General features: G+C 65.3%; 23 protein-coding genes. 9 read left to right on the forward strand and 14 right to left on the reverse strand.

Going from position 1 to position 25,174, the window contains the following annotated elements; genetic code table 11:
* Positions 1-170: 170 nt before the first annotated feature.
* Together QCM77_RS39205 and QCM77_RS39210 are read right to left on the reverse strand one after the other, a co-directional pair.
* A complete protein-coding gene (locus QCM77_RS39205) occupies positions 171-1,244 on the reverse strand; it encodes a tartrate dehydrogenase (protein ID WP_280096412.1) in 1,074 nt (357 codons plus the stop codon).
* Positions 1,245-1,265: 21 nt separating this feature from the next.
* Entirely contained in the window at positions 1,266-2,564 is a 1,299-nt protein-coding gene (locus QCM77_RS39210; RefSeq protein WP_280096413.1) for an MFS transporter, read from the reverse strand.
* A 156-nt stretch (positions 2,565-2,720) separates the two neighbouring features.
* On the opposite strand from QCM77_RS39210, the gene QCM77_RS39215 reads away from it, so the two are divergent.
* Positions 2,721-3,638, forward strand: coding sequence for a LysR substrate-binding domain-containing protein (locus QCM77_RS39215; protein WP_279661010.1), 918 nt, complete (start codon positions 2,721-2,723; stop codon positions 3,636-3,638).
* A gap of 37 nt (positions 3,639-3,675) precedes the next feature.
* A complete protein-coding gene (locus tag QCM77_RS39220; protein WP_280096414.1) occupies positions 3,676-4,500 on the forward strand; it encodes an aspartate dehydrogenase in 825 nt (274 codons plus the stop codon).
* A 3-nt stretch (positions 4,501-4,503) separates the two neighbouring features.
* Here QCM77_RS39220 and QCM77_RS39225 read toward each other — a convergent pair whose 3' ends face one another.
* The 8 genes from QCM77_RS39225 to QCM77_RS39260 all read right to left on the reverse strand — a co-directional run bounded on the left by QCM77_RS39225 (position 4,504) and on the right by QCM77_RS39260 (position 10,284).
* Entirely contained in the window at positions 4,504-5,805 is a 1,302-nt protein-coding gene (locus QCM77_RS39225) for a PQQ-dependent sugar dehydrogenase (protein WP_280096415.1), read from the reverse strand.
* A gap of 271 nt (positions 5,806-6,076) precedes the next feature.
* Positions 6,077-6,286 carry a hypothetical protein gene (locus tag QCM77_RS39230; RefSeq protein WP_279661013.1) on the reverse strand — a complete coding sequence of 70 codons (210 nt, stop codon included), beginning with the start codon at positions 6,284-6,286 and terminating at the stop codon, positions 6,077-6,079.
* A gap of 124 nt (positions 6,287-6,410) precedes the next feature.
* Entirely contained in the window at positions 6,411-7,037 is a 627-nt protein-coding gene (locus tag QCM77_RS39235; protein WP_280096416.1) for a methyltransferase family protein, read from the reverse strand.
* A gap of 30 nt (positions 7,038-7,067) precedes the next feature.
* Positions 7,068-8,099, reverse strand: a complete 1,032-nt coding sequence (locus QCM77_RS39240; protein ID WP_280096417.1) for an NAD-dependent epimerase/dehydratase family protein — start codon at positions 8,097-8,099, stop codon at positions 7,068-7,070.
* Between the two features lie 29 nt (positions 8,100-8,128).
* Positions 8,129-8,665 (reverse strand): Mpo1 family 2-hydroxy fatty acid dioxygenase, encoded by a 537-nt coding sequence (locus tag QCM77_RS39245; protein ID WP_462676096.1) that lies wholly within the window; start codon positions 8,663-8,665, stop codon positions 8,129-8,131.
* Between the two features lie 155 nt (positions 8,666-8,820).
* Positions 8,821-9,492: an OmpA family protein gene (locus QCM77_RS39250; protein WP_279661017.1), complete on the reverse strand. Its 672-nt coding sequence runs from the start codon at positions 9,490-9,492 to the stop codon at positions 8,821-8,823.
* Complete coding sequence (locus QCM77_RS39255) at positions 9,492-9,908, reverse strand: hypothetical protein (RefSeq protein WP_280096418.1); 417 nt, start codon at positions 9,906-9,908, stop codon at positions 9,492-9,494. Before QCM77_RS39255 ends, QCM77_RS39250 begins: the two co-directional genes overlap by 1 nt.
* An 88-nt stretch (positions 9,909-9,996) precedes the next feature.
* Positions 9,997-10,284, reverse strand: coding sequence for a type II toxin-antitoxin system HicB family antitoxin (locus QCM77_RS39260; RefSeq protein WP_279661019.1), 288 nt, complete (start codon positions 10,282-10,284; stop codon positions 9,997-9,999).
* A 75-nt stretch (positions 10,285-10,359) separates the two neighbouring features.
* Here QCM77_RS39260 and QCM77_RS39265 point away from each other — a divergent pair, with 75 nt between their 5' ends.
* Complete coding sequence (locus QCM77_RS39265) at positions 10,360-11,187, forward strand: hypothetical protein (protein ID WP_280096419.1); 828 nt, start codon at positions 10,360-10,362, stop codon at positions 11,185-11,187.
* Positions 11,188-11,215: 28 nt separating this feature from the next.
* Here QCM77_RS39265 and QCM77_RS39270 read toward each other — a convergent pair whose 3' ends face one another.
* Positions 11,216-13,822 carry an ATP-dependent helicase gene (locus tag QCM77_RS39270; RefSeq protein ID WP_279661021.1) on the reverse strand — a complete coding sequence of 869 codons (2,607 nt, stop codon included), beginning with the start codon at positions 13,820-13,822 and terminating at the stop codon, positions 11,216-11,218.
* 244 nt (positions 13,823-14,066) lie between these two features.
* Here QCM77_RS39270 and QCM77_RS39275 point away from each other — a divergent pair, with 244 nt between their 5' ends.
* Positions 14,067-14,240, forward strand: coding sequence for a DUF1328 domain-containing protein (locus QCM77_RS39275; protein WP_247989059.1), 174 nt, complete (start codon positions 14,067-14,069; stop codon positions 14,238-14,240).
* 3 nt (positions 14,241-14,243) lie between these two features.
* Here QCM77_RS39275 and QCM77_RS39280 read toward each other — a convergent pair whose 3' ends face one another.
* Positions 14,244-14,750, reverse strand: a complete 507-nt coding sequence (locus QCM77_RS39280; protein WP_279661022.1) for a thioesterase family protein — start codon at positions 14,748-14,750, stop codon at positions 14,244-14,246.
* A gap of 86 nt (positions 14,751-14,836) precedes the next feature.
* Between QCM77_RS39280 and QCM77_RS39285 the strand changes: the two genes are divergently transcribed.
* The 3 genes from QCM77_RS39285 (at position 14,837) to QCM77_RS39295 (ending at position 18,194) form a co-directional block, all read left to right on the forward strand.
* Positions 14,837-16,261, forward strand: a complete 1,425-nt coding sequence (locus QCM77_RS39285) for an FAD-binding oxidoreductase (protein ID WP_280096420.1) — start codon at positions 14,837-14,839, stop codon at positions 16,259-16,261.
* A 102-nt stretch (positions 16,262-16,363) separates the two neighbouring features.
* Positions 16,364-17,698 carry a Spy/CpxP family protein refolding chaperone gene (locus QCM77_RS39290; protein ID WP_280096421.1) on the forward strand — a complete coding sequence of 445 codons (1,335 nt, stop codon included), beginning with the start codon at positions 16,364-16,366 and terminating at the stop codon, positions 17,696-17,698.
* 124 nt (positions 17,699-17,822) lie between these two features.
* Entirely contained in the window at positions 17,823-18,194 is a 372-nt protein-coding gene (locus QCM77_RS39295) for a hypothetical protein (protein WP_279661025.1), read from the forward strand.
* Positions 18,195-18,378: 184 nt separating this feature from the next.
* On the opposite strand, the gene QCM77_RS39300 is transcribed toward QCM77_RS39295, so the two are convergent.
* Together QCM77_RS39300 and QCM77_RS39305 are read right to left on the reverse strand one after the other, a co-directional pair.
* A complete protein-coding gene (locus QCM77_RS39300) occupies positions 18,379-20,052 on the reverse strand; it encodes a SulP family inorganic anion transporter (protein WP_280096422.1) in 1,674 nt (557 codons plus the stop codon).
* Between the two features lie 298 nt (positions 20,053-20,350).
* Entirely contained in the window at positions 20,351-21,838 is a 1,488-nt protein-coding gene (locus QCM77_RS39305; protein ID WP_279661027.1) for a caspase family protein, read from the reverse strand.
* 427 nt (positions 21,839-22,265) lie between these two features.
* Here QCM77_RS39305 and QCM77_RS39310 point away from each other — a divergent pair, with 427 nt between their 5' ends.
* Positions 22,266-23,297 (forward strand): TRAP transporter substrate-binding protein, encoded by a 1,032-nt coding sequence (locus QCM77_RS39310; RefSeq protein ID WP_279661028.1) that lies wholly within the window; start codon positions 22,266-22,268, stop codon positions 23,295-23,297.
* Positions 23,298-23,319: 22 nt separating this feature from the next.
* Positions 23,320-25,173 (forward strand): TRAP transporter large permease, encoded by a 1,854-nt coding sequence (locus tag QCM77_RS39315; protein ID WP_280096427.1) that lies wholly within the window; start codon positions 23,320-23,322, stop codon positions 25,171-25,173.
* Position 25,174: the final 1 nt, after the last annotated feature.

Below are 25,174 nucleotides of genomic sequence, written 5' to 3' on the forward strand. Positions count from 1 at the left end.
GAAGCTGCGCACTCACCTCCGGCCAATGATCCAAAATCTCAGGACGAATCTTCATCCCAAGCTTGAATCATATCGAGATTCTTTGTGTCCAGAGCTAAACCTAGCGCGAATGACCCCAACCCTCTCCTCGCGAAGAGCGGGGCGAGGGAGCGCACCGCGCCGGATTCAGCCTACACGTTCGATCCCTGGATCGCGTCGATCACGGCATCGGTCACTTCCTTCGTCGTGGCCTTGCCGCCGACGTCGGGCGTCAGCACGCCCGCCGCACAGACGCGCTCGACGGCTGCCATCAATCGCATGGCCGCGTCCTTCTCGCCGAGATGCTCCAGCATCTGCGCGCCGGTCCAGAATGTCGCGACCGGATTGGCGATGCCCTTGCCGGTGATGTCGAAGGCCGAACCGTGGATCGGCTCGAACATCGAGGGAAAGCGGCGCTGTGGATCGATATTGCCGGTCGGCGCCACACCGAGGCTTCCAGCCAGCGCGCCGGCGAGGTCGGAGAGAATGTCGGCGTGGAGGTTGGTCGCAACGATGGTGTCGAGGCTCTTCGGATGCAGCGTCATGCGCACGGTCATGGCGTCGACCAGCATCTTGTCCCAGGTGACGTCGGGGAATTCGGTGGCGACCTCGGCTGCGATCTCGTCCCACATCACCATGCCATGCCGCTGCGCGTTCGACTTGGTCACCACGGTCAGGAATTTGCGGGGACGCGACCGCGCGAGTTCGAACGCATAGCGCATGATCCGCGTCACGCCGACGCGCGTGAACACTGCGACTTCGGTGCCGACCTCCTCGGGAAGGCCGCGATGCGCGCGGCCGCCCATGCCGGCATATTCGCCTTCAGAGTTCTCGCGCACGATCACCCAGTCGAGATCGCCGACGCCGACATTGCGCAGCGGCGAGGCGACGCCCGGTAGAATCTTGGTCGGCCGCACATTGGCGTATTGGTCAAAGCCCTGGCAGATCGGCAGCCGCAGCCCCCACAGCGTGATGTGATCGGGTACGTCGGGCGCGCCGACCGCGCCGAAATAGATCGCGTCGAACTTCTTCAGTTCAGTGAGACCGTCGGCCGGCATCATCACGCCGTGCTTCTTGTAATAGTCCGAGCCCCAGTCGAACGTCTTGATGTTGAAGGCGAGGTCGCCGCTGCGTTTGGCCAGCGCTTCCAGCACACGAACACCGGCCGAGATGACCTCGGGGCCGATCCCGTCGGCGGGGATCGCTGCAATCGAATGGGTACGCATGGGAGTGCTCCGTTTGAGATATCAGTGGGGTTGCGTGACGGGTTCGACGGGCGCGGTCCGCGCCCGCGACAATAGCAGGGTCAGGACCGCGGAGAGAACGAGCAGGCCGCTCACAAAATAGAGCCCGCCGACAAAACTGCCGGTCTGGTCCTTGATCCAGCCAATCATGGCGGGCCCGACGAAGCCGCCGAGATTGCCGATCGAGTTGATGGTGGCGATGCCGGCTGCTGCTGCAGGACCGGAGAGGAACAGCGTCGGCATGCTCCACAGCGGCGGCTTCGCCGAGGAGATGCCGATGTTGGCGAGCGCCAGCGCGATCAGCACGGCGACCACGCCGGTCGCAAGCCCGGCAAAGGCGAGCCCCGCGGCCGCGAGCAGGCAGGCCAGCACGACGTGCCAGGTACGCTCGCCGGTGCGGTCCGAATGCCGCGCCCACAGCACCATGGCGACGACGGCGGCCGTTGCGGGCAGCGCATTGAGGAAGCCGACCTGGAGCGTGGACAGGCCGAACTGCTTGATGATCTGCGGCGCCCAGACGCCGAGCGTGTAGAGACCGGCCGAGGTGCCGAAATAGATCAGCGCCAGCGCCAGCACGCGCGGGTCGGCGAGCCCGCGCCAGATGCTGTGGCTTGCGGTCGCGGCCTTGCTGGTGGTTTCCGCGTTCATGGCCTCGACCAGCCAGCGCCGCTCGTCGTCCGCCAGCCATTTTGCCTTTTCCGGGCGGTCGGTGAGGAATGCCAGCACGACGAAGCCGAGCAGCACGGCCGGCAGCGCCTCCAGAACGAACAGCCATTGCCAGCCCTTGAAGCCGAGCATTCCGTCCATCTCCAGGAGCGCGCCGGAGACCGGCGATCCCAGCACGGTCGAGAGCGGTGCCGCTGCCATGAACAGCGCGGTCACCGCGGCGCGCTGGCGCGCGGGGAACCAATAGGAGAGATAGAGGATGATGCCGGGGAAGAAGCCGGCCTCGGCGACGCCGAGCAGGAAACGCAACACGTAGAAGCTGGTCGGCCCCTGCACGAAGGCCATCGCGGCCGACACGATGCCCCAGGTGATCATCACCCGCGCGATCCAGATCCGCGCGCCGACCTTATGCAGGATGATGTTGGAGGGCACCTCGAACAGGAAGTAGCCCCAGAAGAAGATGCCGGCACCAAAACCGTAGACTGTCGGCGACAGGCCGATGTCCTTGTTCATCGTCAGCGAGGCGAAGCCGATATTGACGCGGTCGATGAAGGCCACGAAGTAGAGCAGCATGATGAAGGGAACGATCCGCCACGTGATCTTGCGCAGCACGTGCGTCTGAATCTCGCTCGCCACCTCGGCCTCCCTGATTCCCGGTTTTCGTTGTGTCGGCGGACCCTGAAGGTCCACTTCGGCAGCGAGCCTATGCGGGAGCGGCTGGGGGACTCAATTGGCGCTGGTTTATACAAAAAAATGATATAATCCTCGCCAAGAGAGCCAAAAGGACAGCGAATGGAATTGCATCAGCTCCGATGCTTCGTGGCGGCGGCCGAGCAATTGCATTTCGGCCGGGCGGCGCAGCATCTCCAGATGCTGCCCTCCGCACTCGGCCGCCAGATCAGGCTGCTGGAGGAGGATTTGGCAACGCGGCTGTTCGCGCGGACGACGCGTGCGGTGTCGCTGACGGAAGATGGCGCGACGCTGCTGCGCGATGCCCGCGTGATCCTCGCCCGAGTCGAGGCAGTCGAGAGCAATCTTCGCAACCGCTCGCGCGCGGGCGCCGCGCGGCGGCTGCGGGTCGGCGCCATGGATAGCGCAGCGGCCGGGCTGTTGCCGCCGCTTTTGCGCGATTTCCGCGCCAAGCATCCGGAGGTCGCGGTGCAGCTTCTCGAGGACAAGACCGTCCGGCTCTTGCCGAAGATCCTGACCGGTGCGCTCGATCTGGCCTTCGTCCGTCCGCCTGACCATCCGGACAAGCGGCTCGAATTCCGCCATCTGCTGCTGGAGACCGCAATCGTGGCGTTCCCGCAGCGCCACGCCTTGGCCGAACGCAAATCGATCACGCTGGCGCAGATCGCCGAGGAGGCGATGCTGGTGCCGGACCGCCGCTCGCGGCCGCACAGCCATGACCTCACCATCAAGCTGTTCGAGCAGGCCGGCCTGACGCCGCGCATCGTGCAGGTCGCCGACGAGAAGCAGACCATCATCAATCTGGTGGCAACGAAGCTCGGAGTCGCGATCGTGCCGCGCTGGACGGCGCGGATGGCGGTCTCCGGCGTGCGCTTCGTGTCGCTCCGGCCGAAGCAGAGCGGCCCCGTCGGCCGGCTGCCGCTGGCGGCCGCATGGCTGCGCGGCTCGCGCGACCCTGCCCGCGACGCGATGTTGTCGGTGCTCGATGCGCGCCTGCACAGCTATGCGCGGGGGGCGTGAGAGGCTATGACATCGGCTTGGCGAGAGGTTAGATGCGATGACTGAACGGAGAGCTTCGAACGACTTGCGGGTTGCCATCGCAGGGCTCGGCTCGATCGGCACCAAGATCGCGACCGCGCTCGATCAGGGCATCGAGGGCCTGACGCTGTCCGCCGTGGCGGTGCGCGATCCCGCAAAGCATCGGGCGTTGCTCGGCAGCCTGCGTCGTCCGCCATCCGTACTGCCGATCGACCAACTCGGCGACGCCGCCGATATCGTGGTCGAGTGCGCGCCGAGCAAGCATCTGCGCGCGATCATCGAGCCCGCCGTGAAGCGCGGCAAGGCCGCGGTCGTCGTCAGCGTCGGTGCGCTGCTCGACAATTTTGATCTCGTCGATCTCGCCCGCGCCAATGGCGGCCGCATCCTCGTGCCGACCGGCGCGCTGATCGGGCTCGATGCCGTCAACGCCGCCGCCATCGGCACCATCCATTCGGTAAAGATGATGACGCGTAAGCCGATCGATGGCTTGAAGGGCGCGCCGTTTATCGTCGAGAACAACATCGATATCGACAATCTGGGCGAGCCGCTGAAATTGTTCGAAGGCACTGCTCGCGAAGCGGCAAAAGGCTTTCCGGCCAATCTCAACGTCGCGGTTGCGCTGTCGCTCGCGGGCGTCGGGCCGGATCGCACCACCGTACAGATCTGGGCCGACCCGACCGTGACACGCAACGTTCACCGCATCGAGGTCGAGGCGGATTCCGCGCGGTTCTCGATGTCGATCGAGAACATCCCGTCCGAAAATCCCAAGACCGGGTTGATCACGGCGCTGTCCGTGATCGCGCTGCTCTGCAAGCAGCGCGCCACGCTCTGCGTCGGAACGTAACCCTTACGCGCCGGTCACACGCCAGATCACGTTGCCGACGTCGTCGGCCATCAGCAGCGACTTGTCCGGACCGATCGCGACGCCGACCGGACGGCCGTAGGACTCCTTCTCGTCCGGCGCCAGGAAGCCGGAGAGAATGTCGCGCGCAGGGCCGGAGGGGCGGCCGTTCTCGAACGGGATGAACACGACCTTGTAGCCGGAGAGCGTGCTGCGATTCCACGAGCCGTGCTGGCCGATCACCATGCCGTCCGGAAAACCAGGCAGCGTGCCGGATGGCATCCAGCACAGGCCGAGCGAAGCGGTGTGTCCGCCGAGCGCGTAGTCCGGTGTGAGTGCCCTGGCGACCAGCGCGGGATCCTGCGGCACGCGATCGTCCACCGTCTTGCCCCAGTAGCAATAGGGCCAGCCGTAGAATCCGCCGTCGCGCACCAAGGTCAGATAGTCCGGCGGCGTCTCGTCGCCGAGGCCGTCGCGCTCGTTGACGACGGTCCAGAGCACGTTGGTGGTCGGCTCCCAGGCAAGCCCGACGGGATTGCGCAGGCCGGCACCAAAGATGCGGTGCGTGCCCGCGACGAGGTCGAGCTCGTAGACCGCGGCGCGGCCTTCCTCCACCTCCATGCCCATCTCGGCAATGTTGCTGAGCGAGCCGACGCCGGCATAAAGCTTCTTGCCGTCGGGACTTGCCAGCAGGCTTCGTGTCCAATGTCCGCTCGGCTTGAAAGTGGTGAGCCGCTTGCCCGGCACGGTGATGCGATCGGCGTTCGCCACGTACGGGAAGGCCATCACGCCGTCGGTGTTGCCCACATAGAAGGTGTCGCCGACCAGCGCCATGCCGAACGGCTGGCTGAGGTTCTCCATGAAGGCGCCGCGATACTCCGCGACGCCGTCGCCGTCCTTGTCGCGCAACAGCGTGATGCGGTTGGCGCTGACGCCGAGCGCGGCGGCACGCCGCATCGTCGCCTGCATCGCGTAGTGAAACACCGATCTCGGCGCGCCTGCGATCTGCGTCGCCTCCGCGATCAGCACGTCGCCGTTGGGCAGCACCTCGATCCAGCGCGGATGGTCGAGCCCCGTTGCGAACGCGTTGACCTTGAGGCCGGGTGCGACCGTCGGCTTCTGTCCCTCGCTCCACCCGCGCGCCGTCGGCATCTTCAACGTCGGCAGCGCCCCTTGCGGCTTCGCTTCGGGAATGGCTGGCGTCTGGCCCCATGCGGGCGCGGGCTCGGTGCCTGATAGCTTCCGCCATTGCAGCGCGATGCCGCCGACCAGCGCGACAAACTGCGCAAAGATGCTGGAAAAGGTCATGAAAATCCCCTGTTGAACGTGCGGCACTGTCCAACCCCGGATCGCCCAAGCCCCGCGCGGGCCCAAGCCTAATCTTTGCCTGATCGTTGACCTCTCCAGATCCACGATGGGATGTCGTCGTGCCTTTTTGCGTGCGCATCCAACTTGGTGGCGGCAGAAAGGTCAACCGGTGCCGGCCTGCTTCCAGCCGCCTGGGGCGCAGATGGCAGCACCTCGAATTTGCATGGCAAGGCTGCGACAAGGCTGCGAGAGGTCCGCTTCTGCGAGGCGATCAGCGGCGGACTTGCCGCTCCAGCCGCCGTGCCGCGCGAAAATCGTCGAGATGATGCATGTTCGGCACCAGCGCCGCTTCCTTGGACAGCAGGTGATAAACCCGCGCGACGGTGCGCTGCTTCTGTTTCGTCCGTCCGGGCGGCAGCCCGCGCGCCTTGCGGACCGCGGCGATCGCGTGCTCGCGAAAATAATCGTAGGCGTCCGGCATGGCTCGATGCTCTGCGGTCAATGCATGCTTCGAGGCGTTAACGGGCTTGTGGAAGCGCGGTTCCCGGCAGCGGGGGTATTGTGCAATTGTGCACCATGCTTCCCAATGTCCGTTGGCCCGCGGCTCAGCGCGGCGACAGGAACGGGATGATCATCGGCACCCGGCGGCAATAGGCGCCGTAGGCGTCTTCGCCGAGCTCCTTGGACAGGAACACTTCTTCCATCCGGCCCTTCTGCCACATGCCGAGCGAGATCAGGATCGCGCCGAGGATCGCGGTCACGGTACCGACCGCGATGCCGGTCGCCAGCATGCCGGCGATCAGGCCGGTGTAGATCGGATGGCGCACGATGCCGTACGGGCCGGTGTCGATGACGCGGTGGTCTTCCTTGTGGGTGATGGTGTTGGACCAGAATTGTCCAAGATGCAGGCGTCCCCACCAGGTGAAGGAAATGCCGGCAAGCACGATCACCGCCACGAAGTAGACAGCGGCATTGCTGAACACCCAGAGCGGCTTGTCGCCGAGCACTTCCGCGGTCCAGGGCGTGAACAGGATGCCGCCGACCAGGATCGGGATGCGATAGCGGCCTGACTCCAGCGTCATCACCTGCTTCTGGGTACGGCCCTGCCAGAATGAGGCGCCGACCCAGCTCGCGAGCCAGGCGAGCCAGATCAGGGCGAGCAGTTGCGTCGGCCAGGTCGTGGTCCAACCACCCCAGGCGACAGAGAGAAGCTTGCTGAAATCAAAGGACATGCGGAAAGGTTCTTTGGGTTGGGCGGCAGCTCAGCTGGCGCGCGAGGAGAGCGCGTGATGCTCGATGGCGCTGGAGGCAAGCGCGCCGCCGCGGGCGAGAAGATGGGTGATGGTTTCGCGCAGCACCGGCTCGATCGGGCGCGGCGAGTAGCCGAGCTCGTTACGGGCCTTGCCGATCGAAAGGTCGCTCGCGGCGAGCGCGATGCGCACGCCCTCGGCGGTGCCATTGGGCGGCCGGCGCGTGATGTTGTCGGAGATATACTCGAGCATGATGCCCGAGAGCTCGGCGATCTTGCCGGGCACGATGACCGGAAACTGCCGGCGCCCGCTCATCGCGGACATCATCCGCAGGATGTTGCCGAGCGGAACGCAATCGCCGCCGAGGATGTAGCGCTGGCCGGTGCGGCCGCGTTCCATCGTCAGCACCAGGCCCATGGCGACGTCGCGGACGTCGACGAGGTTGACCAGGAAGTTGAGGTGCGGCTGCACCTTCTTCTGGAGGAAGTACCACAGCATCGCGGTCGGCGGCGTCAGATTGTGGTCGGCAGGCCCGATCGGCATGGTCGGGGTGCCGATCACGAGCGGAAAACCTTCAGCCGCGGCCTTCGCGGCGCAATGCTCGGCCAGCGATTTCGACCGCGTGTAGGCGCCCGGCATCGCATCGGCCGGCTGCAGCGCCTCTTCGGCGGGAGCACCGCCCAGGTCAGAATAGGGGAACAGGATCGATTCCGTCGAGCAGTGCAGGAAGCGCGAGACGCCGCGCTTCATCGCCGCCGCGAGCACGATCTCGGTGCCGCGGCAATTGACGTCGTGAAAGGCCTGCTTGTTGGCGACCCACATGCCGGGCAGGCCGGCGAGGTGATAGACCTGATCGACACCCGCAATCGCGGCATCGACCGCAGCGCCGTCCAGCACCGAGCCATGGGCATATTCAACGTCGGCATTCGCCGTGGCCGGCACACGGACATCGAGCACGCGCACCCGCTGCCCATGGGCGCGGAGCGCTTCGACGAGATGATGTCCGATGAAGCCGCTGCCACCGGTAACCAGTACGAGAGCCATGCAGAAGGTTTGCTGTTTTGCGTCTGGAGTTATCGGGTTGAAAGGGAATTGGTCGGAAGAGGCGCCAGAATCGCGGCAAGGTCGCGACGGAAGCCCAATGCAATGAATAATTTCGCCATGACAAACATCGGTCCGAGCAGAAAATGCGTGGGGTGGTCGACCATCGACGGCTGCCGCTCCTCGAAAACCTTGTGGCCGACGATCTGAGAAGCGACGCCAACCCCGATCAGCACTGCAAAAATCGACCACATCATGACGATCGAGACCTGATTGCCGATCGCGGCTGCGACCGAAAGCAGCACGATCATCGCGGCGAGAATGCCGAGCCCGATCCCGGCGTCCAGCATCAGCCAGTAGACCAGCACCGGCAGCGCCAGAATCACGGCCAGGCTCACCTCGATCCCGAACAACGGGAAGTGCACGAGCGTCAGAGGCAACACGGCGCCGGTGAAGAGCAGGAGGATGCCGACCACGTGCATCGCGCAATTCCAGGGATCGCGATGATATTCGACGTAGTCGGCCAGTTGGCGTTGAAAATAACTGGCCATCTCGGTCTCGTGCAGCATGGGGTCGGGGAAGGACGAAAAAAGCCTATAGCACCTGATAGCGCGGTGCACAAACCGGCGCTATTGTCGCGCAAAGCCGTTCAGTCGCGCTGTGAGGCAGGTCACAAAACGGTCAGGACTTCAAAGGGTTCCGCCAGGCGCCGTACCATGTTCGCTCAGTGCTTCTTGGCGGGCTTTTTTGCCGCAGGCGCAGGCGCCGCGGCCGGATGCGCAGGGACGTCCTCCGGCACCTTGGCATAGGTCAGGATCTGCAGCTGGCCGTTGACGGCCGAACTCGGCTTGGCCCGGTCGAGAAACTGCTCCTCGCCGAGGCCGATCGGATGCAGCCGCTTGGTCGAGATCTTGAACGTGTTCACCAGCACGTCGCGGATCGCGTCGGCCCGGCGCTGGCTGAGGATCGCGTTGGCTTCGCGCGTCTTCACGTTGGATTCGACGTGGCCGACGATCAGGAACGTGTAGGGCAGCAGCGAGGCATGGACCAGCGCGTCGGCGATGCGGCCGACGGTCTGGTAGGACGCCGGCTGGATGATCGGCGTGTCGGCGTCGAACTGGATCTGCGCGGTGAAGGTCGGCAAATTGGCCAGATCGGGCGCGATCGGCGGCCGGTTCACCGGACCCGGATCGTTCTTGATCCTGGCCTTGGCCCGCTCCATCACCTGCAGCTTCAGCGCGGGGATATCGATCTCGGCGGGTTGTTCGAAATGGTTGAGCTTGCCGACGATGTCGTCGCGGGTCGGCGGCGCCGTCTGCGCTCCTGCCGCGCCCGCGAGCAGGGCAAGGCCGAGCGCGAGGCCGATCCCGGCGGTGGTACGCCTGTTCGCGCGCATCACCGATACCCCGCGTCGTCGACGGCCTTCAGGCAGTTGTTGCTGATGCCCTTGGGCGTCGAGACCAGGCAGGGGATCGCCTTGCTGGTCTCCTTGGTCGAGCCGCCGCAGACCTTGACGATCTCGCGCTGGCAGACGTTCGCCACCGTGATGCGGGCAGCAACGCGCTTCTGGATCGCGTCGAAGGCGCCCAGATAGTCGCTCTGGCACTGCTGGGAGAGCGCGTCGCGGTTGCGGGACAGGCACTCTTTCAGGCGGGTCGAATCCGGGTTGACACCGCGGCAATTGGCAACGATTTCCGCACCGCAACTTTTTGCCAGCAGCCCGATCGAATCGCCAAAGCTCATGGTCTCCGCCGCCGCAAGCGACGGCATACCCAATGCCAGCAAGATCAGTGTGATGGAGCCCCGGACCATGGGCGCATCTGATACGGGGAAGTTCGCGGTGGTCAAGGGCTGTTCGGCCCAGAACTGTCGACAGTCCGGCCGGTGCGGCCAACGGTCCTCACTCCGCGGCGTCGGCGGGGGGCCATTCGATCAGGGCGACCGTGTGGTTCCTGAGGTCGTCGGCGACATCAGGATCGGCCTTGAGCTCGTCCAATGTCCTCGGCGGGGGAAGCTGGCTGCCGTTCTCGATCAGCTCCTGCGCATAGAACGCGAGTGCCTCGGGCGCATTCTCCAGGGCCTCATCGACGTCGTCGCCGCCGGAAATGCAGCCAGGCAGGTCCGGAAACCACAGGCCAACGGCATGGTCCGGGCCGGCGTCTTCGATGATGGCGATGTAGTGAGGCATGGGAGAATGGCGGCTCGAAAGTTGAACCGGAGGTTTGATTTGAATTATGAGTACCTCATCTGCGGAGGTAAGCAATTGAGCAAATTGACTTTGGTTGAAGGCTCCAGCTCATTCGTGTTTCGCGATGAGGGCGCCGTCCCTTCGCCACGTACGATGCGGGTCTTCTCGTTTTGCCCCCGATCGAGCAGTCAGCACACACGCATCCTCGTGGCGATGCATGGCGTTGACCGCGCCGCCGCGGAGTTTCGCGATCTTCTCGCGCCTCAAGCCGAACGCAATGGGCAAATCGTGCTGGTGCCGGAGTTCGACCCGGATCAGTTCCCGGGCGTCCACGCCTACAATTTCGGCGGCGTGCGGCTGCCGCCGCCGGACAACAAGGTCTTGCCGCGCGATCATTGGAATTTTGGGGTGATCGACCGGCTGTTTCATCATATTCGAGATGCGATCGAGTCCAGCCGTCACACGTTTGGCCTGTTCGGCAATTCCGCCGGCGCGCAATTTGTCCTGCGCTATCTCGCACTCAACGAAGCCGCTTCCGTCGATGTCGCCGTTGCCGCCAACTGTGGTTGCTACATGCTGCCGAACCTCACCAAGGGCTATCCAGACGGCATGGGAGGGATTGCCCTCAACGAAAGTCATTTGCGAAGGTATCTGGGACGGCGTTTGGTTATCCTGCTAGGCGACGCCGACAACGACCCTGATGCTCCCGATCTGCCCCGCTGGGACGAGGCGATGGCACAAGGCCCACATCGTCTTGCGCGGGGTCTCTGGCATTTCGAACACTGTACGGAGCTGTCCAAGAGCCTTGGCGTCGAACTGGGCTGGCGACTCGAAATCGCGCCGGGGGCCGGGCATGTCGACCAGCTGATCTACGACCAGGGAGCGAGCATCTTGAACGGCTGAGGGGAGGGTCTTGTGCGCAAGGCCTGCCTCACGCCCGCTGCACAAAGCTGTCCACGACCTTCTTCTCGCCGGCCTTGTCGAAATGGATGGTGAGCTTGTTGCCGTCGATCTTGGTGACATGGCCGTAGCCGAATTTCTGGTGGAAGACGCGGTCGGACAGCGTGAATTCCGAGGTCGTGCCGGTGGATTTGGCGACCAGCTCGCCCTCGATCGTCATCGGCCCGCGGCGGCGTGAGGAGAAGCTGCCGAAATCGGGCGAGGACGCAGAGGACGAAAACGACGAGGCCTCTTCCTCGAAACCGCCATGGCCGTCGCCACTACGTCCGCCGCCACCCCGGTTGCGGTTGGCTTGTGAACGATTGGCCTGGGCGCGCTGCCAGCCCGGGGTCGAATAGGTGGAGCCGAATGCTTCCATGTCGTCGAAGCGGGAAGCGCCGTAGCCGCCGGTGCCGCCCCAGGCGGAGCCGCCCTTGGATTCCGTGATCTCGACATTGGCCGCCGGCAGTTCGTCGAGGAAGCGCGACGGGATCGTGGTCGACCAGGTGCCATGGATCCGGCGGTTGGTGGCAAAATAGATTTTGGCGCGGCGGCGGGCGCGGGTCAGGCCGACATGGCCGAGCCGGCGCTCTTCCTCCAGGCCGGCGCGGCCCTGTTCGTCCAGCGTGCGCTGGCTCGGAAACAGGCCTTCCTCCCAGCCCGGCAGGAACACGTTGTCGAATTCCAGGCCCTTGGCCGAATGCAGCGTCATCAGCGATACCGCGTCCTCATCGGCGCCGCTGTCGCGGTCCATCACCAGCGAGATGTGCTCGAGGAACCCTTGCAGGTTCTCGAACTCCTCCATCGAGCGCACCAGCTCCTTGAGGTTTTCGAGCCGGCCCGCGGCGTCCGCCGAGCGGTCCTTCTGCCACATCTCGGTGTAGCCGCTCTCGTCGAGCACGATCTGGGCCAGATCCGTGTGCGCTGTGACCTCGCGCTGGGCGCGCCAGCGGTCGAACTGGGCGACGACGTCGCGCAAGGAGCCGCGCGCCTTCGGCTTCAGCTCGTCGGTCTCGACCACCGCGCGCGCCGCCTCGAACAACGGGATGCGGCGCTTGCGGGCGTGGTCGTGCAGCATCTGCACGGTGGCATCGCCCAAGCCGCGCTTGGGCGTGTTGACGATGCGCTCGAAGGCGAGGTCGTCCGCCGGTGAATTGATGACGCGCAGATAGGCCAGCGCATCGCGGATTTCGGCGCGCTCGTAGAAGCGCGGGCCGCCGATGACGCGATAAGGCAGGCCGAGCGTGACGAAACGGTCCTCGAACTCGCGCATCTGATAGGACGCGCGCACCAGGATCGCGATCTCGTTGAGCTTGTCGCCCTGGCGCTGGATCTGCTCGATTTCCTCGCCGATGCCGCGGGCTTCCTCTTCCGAATCCCACGAGCCCGTCACCGTGACCTTCTCGCCGTCCTGGTCCTCGGTGCGCAGCGTCTTGCCGAGCCGGCCTTCGTTATGGGCGATCAGGTGCGAGGCGGCGGCGAGGATGTGGCCGGTCGAGCGGTAGTTGCGCTCGAGGCGGATGACCTTGGCGCCGGGGAAATCATGGTCGAAGCGCAGGATGTTGTCGACCTCCGCGCCGCGCCAGCCATAGATCGACTGGTCGTCGTCGCCGACGCAGCAGATGTTTTTGACGTGGGCTTTTTCGTTCGCCGGAATCGGCGCCAAGTCATCATTCTCGTCATCACCGGGCCGACGCGAAGCGTCGAGACCCGGTGATCCATCTCGTGAAGAATCGATGGATTGCCGGGTCAAGCCCGGCAATGACGGATTGGAAGACGGCGCCTGCGACAGCAGCCGCAGCCACAGATACTGTGCGACGTTGGTGTCTTGGTACTCGTCGACCAGGATGAATTTGAAGCGCTGCTGGTACTGCCGCAAAATATCCGGGTGCTCGCGGAAGATGCGGATGTCTTCGAGCAGCAGATCGCCGAAATCGGCGGCGTTCAAAATCTTCAGCCGTTCCTGGTAGCTCGCATAGAGCTTGCCGCCCTTGCCGTTGCCGAACACAGCGGCTTCGCCCGAGGGCACCTGCGACGGCGTCAGGCCGCGGTTCTTCCAGCCGTCGATCAGGCCGGCCAGCATGCGCGCGGGCCAGCGCTTGTCGTCGATGTTGTCGGCTTGCAGGAGCTGCTTCAACAGCCGGACCTGATCGTCGACGTCGAGCACGGTGAAGTTCGACTTGAGCTGTGCCAGCTCGGCATGGGTCCGCAGGATGCGCCCGCCGATCGAGTGGAAGGTGCCGAGCCACGGCATGCCTTCGACGGCATGGCCGAGCATCTGGCCGAGCCGGTGCTTCATCTCGCGCGCGGCCTTGTTGGTGAAGGTCACCGACAGGATCTCGGCGGGGCGGGCCCGGCCCTGGCTCAGGATATGGGCGATGCGCGTGGTCAGCACGCGGGTCTTGCCGGTGCCGGCGCCGGCCAGCACCAGAACCGGGCCGTCCAGCGTCTCCACCGCCTCGCGCTGCTCGGGATTGAGCCCGGACAAATATTTCGGCCCCACCGAGGCGCGCGCGCGCGCGGCGATGCCGCCCGCGGCAGGCTGGTGGTCGGGGACATTCTGAGAGGCGATTTTGCTTGGCTCGGTCATGCGAATCATTGGCCCCACGATGGCACCGCGGGGTGACGGAAGGGAGCCTTCATAACAGGGATTACCGCCTATATGGGGTGGCGGCGAGGGTTTTTCCACGTACGCCGAACGCTGATTTGTTCCTGCGGGGGGCGCGAATTTCGACCCGCTTCAGGTCGGAACCATCGTTTCCCGGTCGAGATTGTCTCTGCAACCGTGGCGCGGTGGTCAACTGCGCCGATCGCAGACAGGTATCGAGACAGAGGTTCGGATCATGCTAGGCTGGGTTGTGACGTTTCTGGTTATCGCACTGATCGCCGGTATTTTGGGCTTCGGCGGCATCGCCGGCGCTTCGGTCGAAATCGCCAAGATCATCTTCTTTATCGCCGTCGTGCTGTTCCTGGTCTCGGCCGTGTTCGGATTGGTCCGCGGCCGCACCAGGGTCTAGCGCCTATCGCTTCGAGGGCATCGCGATGTTTCGGCCGATGCCCTCGGGCCGCGACACGGCGCCGTGGGCCTTGGCGACCGCAGTGATACGATCCTGGATGTCGGGCGGGAACGGCGCCACGCGCCGTGCGTCCATGTCCATGTGCAGCGACATGTTCTCCGACGTGGCGGACAGCCAACCCTCGGTGGCGTGCCTCATCTCCTCGAACGTGTGCAGCCGCTTGTCGTCGGCCTCTAACAGCCACACCAAAATCTGCACGGGATCGCCGAGATGGATTTCGCGCAAATACCGGACATGGCATTCCGCGGTGAAGGTCGAGCCGTGGCGCTCCCTCTTGTAGACCGGACCGATTCCGAGCTCGAGCCAGAACTCGTCGATCGCGCGGTCGAACATCACGTTGTAATAGGCCATGTTGAGATGGCCGTTATAGTCGATCCATTGCGGCTCGATCTGCATGATCGAGCCGCGGAACGGCTCGGCGTTGGGCGCAGCAGCTGCGGTCTCCGGCATGTTTCATTCCCTGGCTATGCGTCCGGTCGCTTGACTTGACCGGTGAGATGTCCTTTGCCACGGTTCTTCTGTCGGGAGGAACGTCCGTGGGTACGACCATCACCAATAATCCGCCGCGGGTCGAGCCGAAAGCCCTCGCAAGCGCGCTGGAGCAGCTCGCCGCCCGGTTCGGCAACCGTCTCATCACCTCGCAGGCCGTGCGCGAGCAGCACGGCCATACCACCACATGGATCGTGAACCAGCCGCCGGACGGCGTGGTGATGGCGCAGGAGACCGCCGACATCCAGGACGTGGTGCGGATCTGCGCGAAAAACGGCGTGCCCGTCATCGCCTTCGGCACCGGCACCTCGCTCGAGGGCCAGGTCAACGCACCCGCGGGCGGCATCTCGATCGACCTGCGCGACATGAACAGGGTGCTCGCGGTGCATGCCGAGGACCTCGACTGCGTGATCCAGCCCGGTGTCACCCGTAAGGCGCTCAACGAGCATCTGCGCGACCAGGGCCTGTTCTTCCCGATCGACCCCGGCGCGGATGCTTCCCTCGGCGGCATGGCCTCGACGCGCGCCTCCGGCACCAACGCGGTGCGCTACGGCACGATGCGCGACAGCGTGCTGGCGCTGAAGGTGGTCCGCGGCGACGGCGAGATCATCACGACCGGCACGCGTGCGAAGAAATCATCCGCCGGCTACGACCTGACGCATCTGTTCGTCGGCGCCGAGGGCACGCTCGGCATCATCTCGGAACTGACCATCCGCCTGCGCGGAATCCCCGATACGATCGCGGCCGGAGCGGTGTCGTTCGAGACCGTGCACGGGGCATGTCAGGCCGTAATCCTGGCGATCCAGACCGGCATTCCCGTAGCGCGCATCGAGCTGCTAAACGCCGCGCAGGTGAAGGCCTGCAACGCCTATTCGAAGCTGACGCTGCCGGAGACGCCGCTGCTGCTGATGGAATTTCACGGCAGCGAGATCGAGGTCGGCGAACAGTCCAAGGCCTTCGGCGAGATCGCAAAGGACTGCGGTGGCGGCGACTTCTCCTGGACCACCAAGGCGGAGGATCGCACAAAACTGTGGCAGGCGCGGCACGACGCCTATTGGTCGGTGAAGGCGCTGCGGCCCGGCGACAGCATCGGCGTGGTCGCGACCGACGTCTGCGTGCCGATCTCGCGCCTTGCCGATTGCGTCAGCGAGACCGAGGAAGATCTCAAGCGGCTCAACCTGTTGTCGCCGATCGTCGGCCATGTCGGTGACGGCAATTTCCACTGTTCGCTGGTCTGCGACACCAACGATGCCGGCGAGATGGCACGCGGTGAGGAGTTCATGCATCGGCTGGTCGAGCGCGCGCAGGCGATGGACGGCACCTGCACCGGCGAGCACGGCATCGGCCAAGGCAAGCAGAAATATCTCAAGGCGGAATTGGGCCCCGAGGCACTCGATGCGATGCGGGCGCTGAAGAAGGCGCTCGATCCGCAGAACATCTTCAATCCCGGCAAGATCGTGCCGGAGGCGTAGCGCGGCCTACTGCATCGCGGTCGCGGAACTTTCCGCAGCCGGGCCGGTTCCAATTCCGTCAACTTCCGATGCCTCAATGGCGCGGCTCTGCGGGAGGATGCGATGTTGCGACCGGTCATTGGAATTGCCGTGATGGCGCTGGCCTGCATGCTGGCGGGCACGGCTCTGGGGAAGGGCGGAGGCGGCGGACACGGCGGCGGACACGGCGGTGGGCACGGCGGCGGTCATGGCGGCGGTCATGGGGGTGGTCATGGCGGTGGCCATCATGGCGGCGGCCATTTCGGCGGTCACGGTTTCGCGCACGCGCATGGCGGCGGCGGACATCATGGCGGGATGCGGTTCGCAACCGGAGCCCGACATGGTGGCCCGAACTTCGGTCAGATCCGCAATGCGGCCGTCCGTCCCGCGAATTTCCGCAATGCCCTCAATGCGCACTCCAGCGCGTTCCGCAACGGCCGGCTGATCGGCAATCCGGCAGCGCGTGCCCAGATCGCAGCCGCGGCCGCACTCGCCGGCTGGCGCGGCGCCGGCAGCGGATGGTGGCAACATGCCGGGGGCGGTTATGGCTGGGTCGGGCCGCTGTTCTGGCCGTTCGCCTATAACGACCTCTATGATTACACAGTCTGGGGCGACGGTCTCGGCTTCTGGGGCTACGGCTATCCGGACATCTATGCCGGCATGTTTGGGCCCTATGGCTATGACGGTCTCTCGGCCTATCTGCCGCAGCGTCCGCAAGGACGGCGGCATGCGCGAGGCGCTCCGCTCGATCAGCTCTGCGGCAGCGACCGCCGCGAAATCGTCGGTCTGCCGATCGACCAGATAACAGCCGCGGTGCAGCCGACGGATGCGCAAGGCGCGAGCCTCGACGAACTCGGCAACGCCTCGATCCAGGCGGCAGAGCTGATCCGCGCATCCTGTCCGGCTCAGGTCGCGGCGACGGCGCCCGGCCGCCTCGCGGCGATGCAACAGCGCGTCGAGGCAATGGAGAAGGCGGTCGATCTCGTCCAGCCCGCACTGGATAAATTCTATGACTCGCTCACCGACGAGCAGAAGGCGCGCTTCAATGCGCTGGCCGAGAATCAGCGTCGTGCTTCCAACAATGCCAGTGGATCGCTGGTCCAGAATTGCGGGGCGTCTGCTGCACTCGATTGGCCCGGCGCCGACATCGAGGCGAGGCTTCATCCCGACGACACCCAGCGCGCTGCGCTGCAGGTGCTCCAGGATACCAGCGCCAAGGTCAGCGCATCGCTCAAGGCGGCTTGCCAGCCCAGCGACGTGATGACGCCGCCGGCGCGAATGGCCGCGATCCGCAAGCGGCTCGACGCGATGCTGGATGGCGTCAAATCGGTGCGCGCCGCGCTCGAAGATTTCTATGCCACGTTGAACGACGAGCAGAAGGCGCAGTTCGAGGCGATCGGACCACGTCGGACGTCCTGAACGTGTCGCGAGCCGCGGAGTGTGGCGGAAAAAACCGCCTCGCCGATCTCACTACGGTTCTCTATGCTGGGCGCGGTTTGAAGCGCGACGATGCGGCGGCTGGAAGACCACGGGTGGCGGGGCGATGAAGTGGTTCGCGCGCGAGACGCGGCAAGACATCTGGGATGAAGCGATCGAACGGCCGCTCGGCGACATCGAGGCCGCCGAGCGCATCCGTGCGATCTGTGAGGCCGCTGCGGCGAGTGCTGCGACCGTCGGAGAGGCCACACGTCACGACAAGCGCGAAAGCGAGCGCTATGAACGCGCGGCGAAAGTCGCGATGGAAATCGCGATGAAGATCTCGGACGGATTGATGCGCGACGACGCGGTCCGTCGCATCGTCGATCTCTGCATGAAGGCCAACGACATCAAAACCGCGCAGATCCTGTTTCGCGCGATCCATGCCAGCTGGATCCGCGAAACGATACAGCGCGATTATCCCGCGCTGTCGCAGTGAAGGCTGATTGTTGCCACGAGGAAGGTGCGCTCCCTCTCCCGCTTGCGGGGGAGGGCCGGGGTGGGGGTCTCTCCACCAGCGATATATCGCGAGTGGATAAAGCCCTCACCCGCCACGCTCTTGCGAGCGTGTCGACCTCTCCCGCAAGCGGGAGAGGTGCACCGCGCCCGCGGCCTAACCCAACTTACGCCACTTTCGCCAGCTTGCGCACCGCCTCGTCCACGCTGTGGAAGACGTGCTCCTTCGGCAGCACATCGAACAATCGGAACCGCTCGAACGCATCCTGCGCGCGCACCGATTCCAGCCGGGCCAGCGCGACCGTGACGCCCTGTTCGCTGCACGCCCTGAACACGTCGAGCAGGATCTGCGCGGCGGTGAAGTCGATCTCGACCATGCCGCTCGCCTCCAGCACCAGCAGCTGCGGGGGCGTCGCGCCGAGCACCTTGGTCACATCACTGCGAAAGCCGGGCGTGTTGAGGAACGACAGCGGCGCCTGCAGCCCGATCACGGCGACGCCGGCGATGCGCTCGCCGGCGATGTGCGGATGCGCCGGCCACCAGATCGTGGTCCCCGGCACGCGCTCGAATTCGACCAGCCGCGCGCGCGTCGTGCTCCAGATGCCGTGCAGCAGCGACAGTACGATGCCGAGGAACGCGCCCTGCTGGATCGGCAGCACGATGATCAGCGCGGCGGTGGCAGCGATCAGAAGGAATTCGCTTGGGGATTGGCGATAGATCGTGACGATCTGCTTCACGCGGATGATGCGCAGCGCGACGAACAGCAGGATGCCGCCGAGCGCGGCGTCCGGAACGTGCTGCAGCAATCCCGTTCCAAACGCGAGCAGCGCCAGCACGATTGTTCCGGCCGCAAGGCCCGCAAGCTGCGATTGCCCGCCGGTCTCGGCGACAATACCCGTCCGCGGCGGGCTGGCATTGACCGGAAACGCGCCGAACAGGCCCGACAGCACGCTGCCGGCGCCCGCGCCGAGGAAATCGCGATCGACATCGGCCGGTTTGTCGGGATCGGACGGGAACGAGCGCGTTGTCGCGGCGGTCTGCACCATCACCACGACCGTGATGACAAAGGCGAGCGGCACGAGGCGGATCCATTGCTCCGGCGCAAGCTCGGGGATGGTCGGCCGCGGCAGCGTCCCCGGCACGGCGCCGACGACGTTGACGCCCTTGCTCTCGAGGCCGAGCACGATTGTGGCCAAGGTCGCTGCGACGAGCCCGATCAGCGCGCCCGGAATTTTTGCGCTGACCTTCTCGGAGACGAAGACCACGGCCAGCACACCGAAGCCGATGCACAACGTGAAGGGATTGGTGCGGCCGAGCTCGCTTGCGAGCACGCCGATGCGATCGAGCGTCGGCCCGTTCGGCGATTCCAGACCCAGCACGCCCGGCAATTGCGACACGATGATGTGGACGGAGATGCCGGCGAGAAAGCCGACCATGATGGGCACGGACAAGAGATTGGCGATGCCGCCGAGGCGGAAGGCGCCGCCGGCCAGCATCATTGCGCCGACCATCAGTGCCAGCGCGATCGCGAGCCCCTGATACTCAGGCGAGCCGGCGGCGGCCAGCGCGGCAAGCCCGCCGGCGAAGATCGGCGTGATCGTGGAATCGGCGCCGCAGGACAGGAAGCGGTTGCCGCCGAGCATCGCAAAGCCGAGCGATCCCGCCATGAAGGCGAAGAAGCCGATCTGCGGCGCGAAGCCGCCGAGCCGCGCGGTGGCCATCTGTTCGGGGATCGCAATCGCCGCCAGCGTCAGCCCCGCCATGAGATCGCCGGGCAGGGAATAGGACGCGAGCGACCGGAACAGCGGCCATGCATGCTTGGGGTGAGCGTCGTGCGGCATTGATGTGGAATCCCCGGAAGGCCTGCGTCGGACGATCAGACTACAGCAATTCGGGCTCGGACGGCGGCAGATGGCGAATATCCGCAACTCTCTTCTGTCCCGGACGCGCTGCAGCGCGTAGCGTTGCTGCGCAGAGCCGGGATCCAGGATGCTGCACAGTTCGCTGCCGCATGGGCCCCGGCTCTGCAGCGCACCGCCGAAGAGCGCTGCGCTGCGTCCGGGGCACGAGAGCCGCATCAACAGAAATGTCCGCAAGCCATGGGCTCGCGGACATCTTTTCGCGGCGCGGGCGGAAGCCTCAGTACCGGCCGCGGTCGTTGTGATAATCGCCGCCGCGACCGCCGCCACCCATTCCCATGCCAAGTCCGATACCGATGCCGATGCCCTGCATCACAGCGCCGGGCGGCGGGCCGCGATCCGGCGGCGGCGCGCGCTCGTAAACCACTTCATCAGGCGGCGGCCGGCGCGGCTTCGGCGGCGTCTCGACCACCTTGCGCTTCGGCGGCGTGTCGTCGACGCGCTTCTTGATGACGGGCGCGACCGTCGGGTTGACCGGCGTTGCCGGCGTCGACGGCGTCGAGCACGGACAGGTCGGCGCCATTGCGACAGCGATCGGGGCCGGGACGGCTACGGCCGCAACGGGTAAGGCATAGTTGCGGTTCTGCACGCGCAGCAGCAGCCTGCGCGCGGTCGCAGCCAGATCGCTGTTGTCCCAGTTCGCCAGATAGGCCTCGAACGAAGCGCGGGTGTTGATCGCGGTGGCCCGCTCCCATGCCAGCATCTGGCGCCGGCGCTCCAAAATCGTGCGCAGGCGCGGGGTGAAGGACGCCTGCGCATACAGTTCGACATAGGCCTGATACGCGGGAACAGTGTCCTCAGTGATCACCAGCTCATAGGCGGCCTTGGCATCCTTGCCCTGCAAATCCTTGCGCCAGTCCTCCACGCTGCGCGTTCCGCTCGCAAGCGCCATGGAGGATGCGCCAGGAAGCGCAGGCTGACCGCTGCTGCTCTCGCCGAAGAACTTGAAGTCGGTCGTCAGCGACGAGCTTTCCCAGGGGATCTGCCGTCCGTCGGTCGATTGCGCCACGGCGACGCGAATGCGCTTGAACACTTCCTCGATCGGCAAATTGGGCTGCTTGGCAACGGTCAGCGCCGCGGTGGTATACGGGCTGTCGATGCCGCTGCCGTCCTCGGCTTCCGCGCCGGGCGAGGTCGAATAGGAGATGAAGGAGCCCGGCGCGCCGGCCTTGGTGTCGACCATCGCAAGCCCGTGGCCGGCACCGCTGAGCGCAGGGAACGGATTGTTGCGGCAGGCATCGAGCATGAAGATGCGCGCCCGCGTCGGCAGCGCGCCGAGCGTGTTGAGCAGGTCGTTGAGCCGCACACCCTGCAGCGGAATGTCGGCCTCGCGCTTGGGATCGAGATCGACGGGAACGAGATAGTTCTCGCCGTCGATCTGGAGGCCGTGGCCGGCATAGAACACCAGTGCGACAGTGTCGGCGCCGCTGGCGCTGACCTTGCCGGCGAAATCCGAGATCGCCTGACGCAAGTCGTTCTGCGCCAGATTGGATGCCGTGGTGACGGTGAAGCCGGCATTGCCGAGCAGCTCCGTCATGCCCTTGGCGTCGTTGGCTGCGTTGGGCAGTTCCGGCACGGTGCGATAGGCCGACTGACCGATCACGAGTGCGAGCCGCGCTTCGGCCGCGGCCTCCGTTGGCGTCGTCAATTGCGTGAGCGCGAGAAGGCCGGATGCAAGAAACAAATTACGAAGGACTGGACGGCGCATGATGTCACCTCCATCGGCAATGCGCGCGATGATGTCACCTTTTCTAGGTTGCCGCCACGCGTCTGTCTGTGCACTGGATCACGTTGAGCCGCGGCAAAAAGGGGCAGGAGGTCTGCCAGAGCGGGTGCGGCATCGTTCTGGCGCCATCCATGTGAATTGCGCATTGATCCATGCGCCAATTGGATTGATCCCGGATGCTGCGCGTAAGCGTCCTCTCGCAGATCGGGTCCCATGCTCGTCTGATCGAAATCCCGCAAAAAAGATGGTTGTTTCGCTGCGCGCTGCTGCCGTCGATGTTCGCAACACGCCGCTTTGCGACGGCCGGCCGCAAGCCTTGCCTGGGCCGTCGCTTTCGCCATACAGTTCGTGCAACGGGCTGCGGCAACGACCGCGGCGCGAAAAATAATAATTGGGGAGAGACCGCACCATGTCCATCGTGCCCGTGAACCGTCGCGCGTTCATCAAATCGTCGACGGGCCTTGCCGCCGGCCTCGTGTTCTCCCCCGCACTCATCGGCCGCGCCGAAGCCGCGACGCTGAAGCTGAAATGCTCCTCCTCGCTGCCGAACGATCCCAAATTCGCCAACGGCCGCGTCTACTACGACAATCTCGTGAAGAACCTGAAGGCGAACGGCCTCGGTGAGCAGGTCGAGGTCGCGTTCTTTCCCGACAATCAGTTGGGGCAGGAAATCGACGTCATCAACTCGGTGAAGCTCGGCGTTATCGACCTCATGGTGTCGGGCTCGTCGATCTCGGCCAATCTGGTGCCGCTGGTCGGCACCTACGATCTCGGCTTTCTGTTCTCGAGTTTCCCGCAGCAGACCAAGGCGTTCGACGCCGGCGCCGCCAAGCCGATCGAGGAGGCGCTGCTCAAGGGCAGCAACATCCGCATCATCGCCTGGGCCTATAATTTCGGCTCACGCAGCGTATTTGCGAAGAAGCCGGTGAAGACGCCGGAGGATCTCGCCGGCCTCAAGATCCGCACCCTGCCAAATCCCGTCATCACGGAATGCCTGCGTCTGATGGGGGCCGCCGCGACGCCGCTGGCGTTCGGCGAAATCTACACGGCGTTGCAGGCCGGCGTGCTGGACGGGCTGGAGCACGATCCGCCGACGATCCTGGCCAGCAAGTTCTTCGAAACGGCGAAATTCTACGCGCTGACGCAGCACAATTTCTCGCCGCTCGCGATCTATTTCAGCGACATGACCTACAACCGCATGGATCCGAAGCTGCGCGACGGATTTCTCGATGCCGCGAAGAAGGCCGCATCCGACACGCGCACCCATGGGCTCGCGGTCGAGAAGGAGGCGCTGTCGGCCTTGACCGAGAAGGGCGTGACGGTGGCCGAATGCGACCGCGAGGCGTTCAGGAAGCGCGTGGCGCCGCAGACCGAGAACTTCATCAAGGCGCGGCCGGAATCCAAGGCCGTCATCGACATCATCCGCGCCACGCAAGCTTGAGATGGCCAAATCCGAGCTGGCGATGACAGGCGCCGCGTCCCTCTCGGGCGGCCGCCACGGGAGCATCGCACTGCTGCTTCGCGTCAGCGACGCGACCGCGGCCATCCTGCTGGCCGCGGATCTCGCGGTGGTGTGCGGTTCCGTGCTGCTGCGCTTCTGCTTCAACGCGCCGGTCGAGTGGTCCGACGACGTCGCGCGCGGCCTGATGGTCGGCTCGGCCTTCTTCGGCGCGGCGAGCGCGCTCGCGCGTGGCGAGAATGTCGGCGTCTCCTTCTTCCGCGATCTGGCTCCGGTACGGCTGCGGACGTTGGTCGATGCGGCAAGTGCGCTGCTGGTGGTGCTGATCTCGGCCTATGTCGCTTACAATGCGATCAAGCTCGGCTCGCTGACGGCGGGTCAGACCACCGGCTCGGGCTTGCCGCTGGAGCTGACCTTCTACCCGATGGGCGTCGGCGCGCTGTTCATGACGGTGTTCGCGATCGACCATCTCTGCGCGAGGCCGCTCCTTGACATCGTCAGGGGGCTCGTCGCGATCGCCGTCGCGACCGGCCTTTATCTCGCCTGGGATTATCTGTCGCCGTCGTCGGTGCCGTCCGCGGGAACGCTGATGCTGATCGGTTTCTTCGCGACGCTGTTCGGCGGATTGCCGATCGGCTTTGCGCTGGCGCTGGCCGCGCTGATCTTCATCTGGGTCGAGGGCGCGCTGCCCGGCGTGATCTTCGCCCAGCAGATGGCGCGCGGCATCGACAATTTCGTGCTGCTCGCGATCCCGTTCTTCATCCTCGTCGGCTACCTCATGGAAGCCAACGGCATGTCGGTGCGCCTGATCGAGCTGTTGCAGCGCGCGGTGGGCCGCATGCGCGGCGGGCTGAACGTGGTGATGGTGGCCTCGATGGTGCTGTTCTCCGGCATCTCGGGCTCGAAGATGGCCGATGTTGCCGCCGTCGGCTCCGTGCTGATCCCGGCGGCGCGCCGCTCCAAGCAGAATCCGGGCGGCGCGGTGGCCCTGCTCGCGGCATCCGCAGTGATGGCCGAGACCATTCCGCCCTGCATCAACCTGATCATCCTGGGTTTCGTGGCGAACCTGTCGATCGGCGGCCTGTTCGTCGCCGGCCTGCTGCCGGCGGCACTGATGGCGCTGGTCCTGATCGCCGTCTCCATCATCTTCGGCAAGCCTCCGGCTAAAGCCGAGGACGTCGCGCCGCAGATGCCGGTGTCGGGTCTGTGGAGCGGCGCGATCGCCTCGTTCGGCCTGATCTTCATGATCTTCTTTGGCTTCAAGAGCGGCTTTGCCACGGCCACGGAAATCTCCGCCTTTGCCGTGGCCTATGCGCTCGTCGTCGGCAGCGTCGTGTTCCGCGAGCTCAGCTTCACATCGGCCGCGCATAGTTTTGTCCAGGCCGCAACGCGCGCCGGACTCGTGCTGTTCATCGTCGCCGCGGCGCAGTCGCTCGCCTTCACGCTGACCCTGCAACAGGTGCCGCATGCGGTCGGCGATTTCATGCTGGGACTGTCCAAGTCTTCAGGCGTCTGGCTGTTCATGCTGCTCGCGATCGCCGTGCTGATCGTGATGGGCTCGGTGCTGGAAGGCGCGGCCGCGCTGATCATCTTCGGGCCGCTGCTGCTGCCGGTGGCCGTGCAGCTCGGTGTCGATCCCCTGCATTTCGGCGTCGTGCTCGTGATCGCGATGGGCATCGGCCTGTTCGCGCCGCCACTTGGGCTCGGGCTCTACGGCGCCTGCCTGATCGGCAATGTGCCGATCGAGCAGACGGTGAAGCCGATCATGGGCTATCTGGGCCTGTTGCTGCTCTGTCTGCTGGTGATAGCGTTCGTGCCGTCGCTCAGCACCGCGCTGCCGCGCGCATTCGGTTATTGAG

The sequence above is a fragment of the Bradyrhizobium nivariense genome (assembly GCF_029846695.2).
Lineage (GTDB): Bacteria > Pseudomonadota > Alphaproteobacteria > Rhizobiales > Xanthobacteraceae > Bradyrhizobium.

Excerpts from the sequence above, each read along its gene's own strand:
- QCM77_RS39205 (WP_280096412.1), bottom strand. The coding sequence starts at position 1,244 with ATGCGTACCCATTCGATTGCAGCGATCCCCGCCGACGGGATCGGCCCC.
- QCM77_RS39215 (WP_279661010.1), top strand. The coding sequence starts at position 2,721 with ATGGAATTGCATCAGCTCCGATGCTTCGTGGCGGCGGCCGAGCAATTG.
- QCM77_RS39220 (WP_280096414.1), top strand. The coding sequence starts at position 3,676 with ATGACTGAACGGAGAGCTTCGAACGACTTGCGGGTTGCCATCGCAGGG.
- QCM77_RS39225 (WP_280096415.1), bottom strand. The coding sequence starts at position 5,805 with ATGACCTTTTCCAGCATCTTTGCGCAGTTTGTCGCGCTGGTCGGCGGC.
- QCM77_RS39230 (WP_279661013.1), bottom strand. The coding sequence starts at position 6,286 with ATGCCGGACGCCTACGATTATTTTCGCGAGCACGCGATCGCCGCGGTC.
- QCM77_RS39235 (WP_280096416.1), bottom strand. The coding sequence starts at position 7,037 with ATGTCCTTTGATTTCAGCAAGCTTCTCTCTGTCGCCTGGGGTGGTTGG.
- QCM77_RS39240 (WP_280096417.1), bottom strand. The coding sequence starts at position 8,099 with ATGGCTCTCGTACTGGTTACCGGTGGCAGCGGCTTCATCGGACATCAT.
- QCM77_RS39245 (WP_462676096.1), bottom strand. The coding sequence starts at position 8,665 with ATGCTGCACGAGACCGAGATGGCCAGTTATTTTCAACGCCAACTGGCC.
- QCM77_RS39250 (WP_279661017.1), bottom strand. The coding sequence starts at position 9,492 with ATGCGCGCGAACAGGCGTACCACCGCCGGGATCGGCCTCGCGCTCGGC.
- QCM77_RS39255 (WP_280096418.1), bottom strand. The coding sequence starts at position 9,908 with ATGGTCCGGGGCTCCATCACACTGATCTTGCTGGCATTGGGTATGCCG.
- QCM77_RS39260 (WP_279661019.1), bottom strand. The coding sequence starts at position 10,284 with ATGCCTCACTACATCGCCATCATCGAAGACGCCGGCCCGGACCATGCC.
- QCM77_RS39270 (WP_279661021.1), bottom strand. The coding sequence starts at position 13,822 with ATGATTCGCATGACCGAGCCAAGCAAAATCGCCTCTCAGAATGTCCCC.
- QCM77_RS39275 (WP_247989059.1), top strand. The coding sequence starts at position 14,067 with ATGCTAGGCTGGGTTGTGACGTTTCTGGTTATCGCACTGATCGCCGGT.
- QCM77_RS39280 (WP_279661022.1), bottom strand. The coding sequence starts at position 14,750 with ATGCCGGAGACCGCAGCTGCTGCGCCCAACGCCGAGCCGTTCCGCGGC.
- QCM77_RS39290 (WP_280096421.1), top strand. The coding sequence starts at position 16,364 with ATGTTGCGACCGGTCATTGGAATTGCCGTGATGGCGCTGGCCTGCATG.
- QCM77_RS39295 (WP_279661025.1), top strand. The coding sequence starts at position 17,823 with ATGAAGTGGTTCGCGCGCGAGACGCGGCAAGACATCTGGGATGAAGCG.
- QCM77_RS39300 (WP_280096422.1), bottom strand. The coding sequence starts at position 20,052 with ATGCCGCACGACGCTCACCCCAAGCATGCATGGCCGCTGTTCCGGTCG.
- QCM77_RS39305 (WP_279661027.1), bottom strand. The coding sequence starts at position 21,838 with ATGCGCCGTCCAGTCCTTCGTAATTTGTTTCTTGCATCCGGCCTTCTC.
- QCM77_RS39310 (WP_279661028.1), top strand. The coding sequence starts at position 22,266 with ATGTCCATCGTGCCCGTGAACCGTCGCGCGTTCATCAAATCGTCGACG.
- QCM77_RS39315 (WP_280096427.1), top strand. The coding sequence starts at position 23,320 with ATGACAGGCGCCGCGTCCCTCTCGGGCGGCCGCCACGGGAGCATCGCA.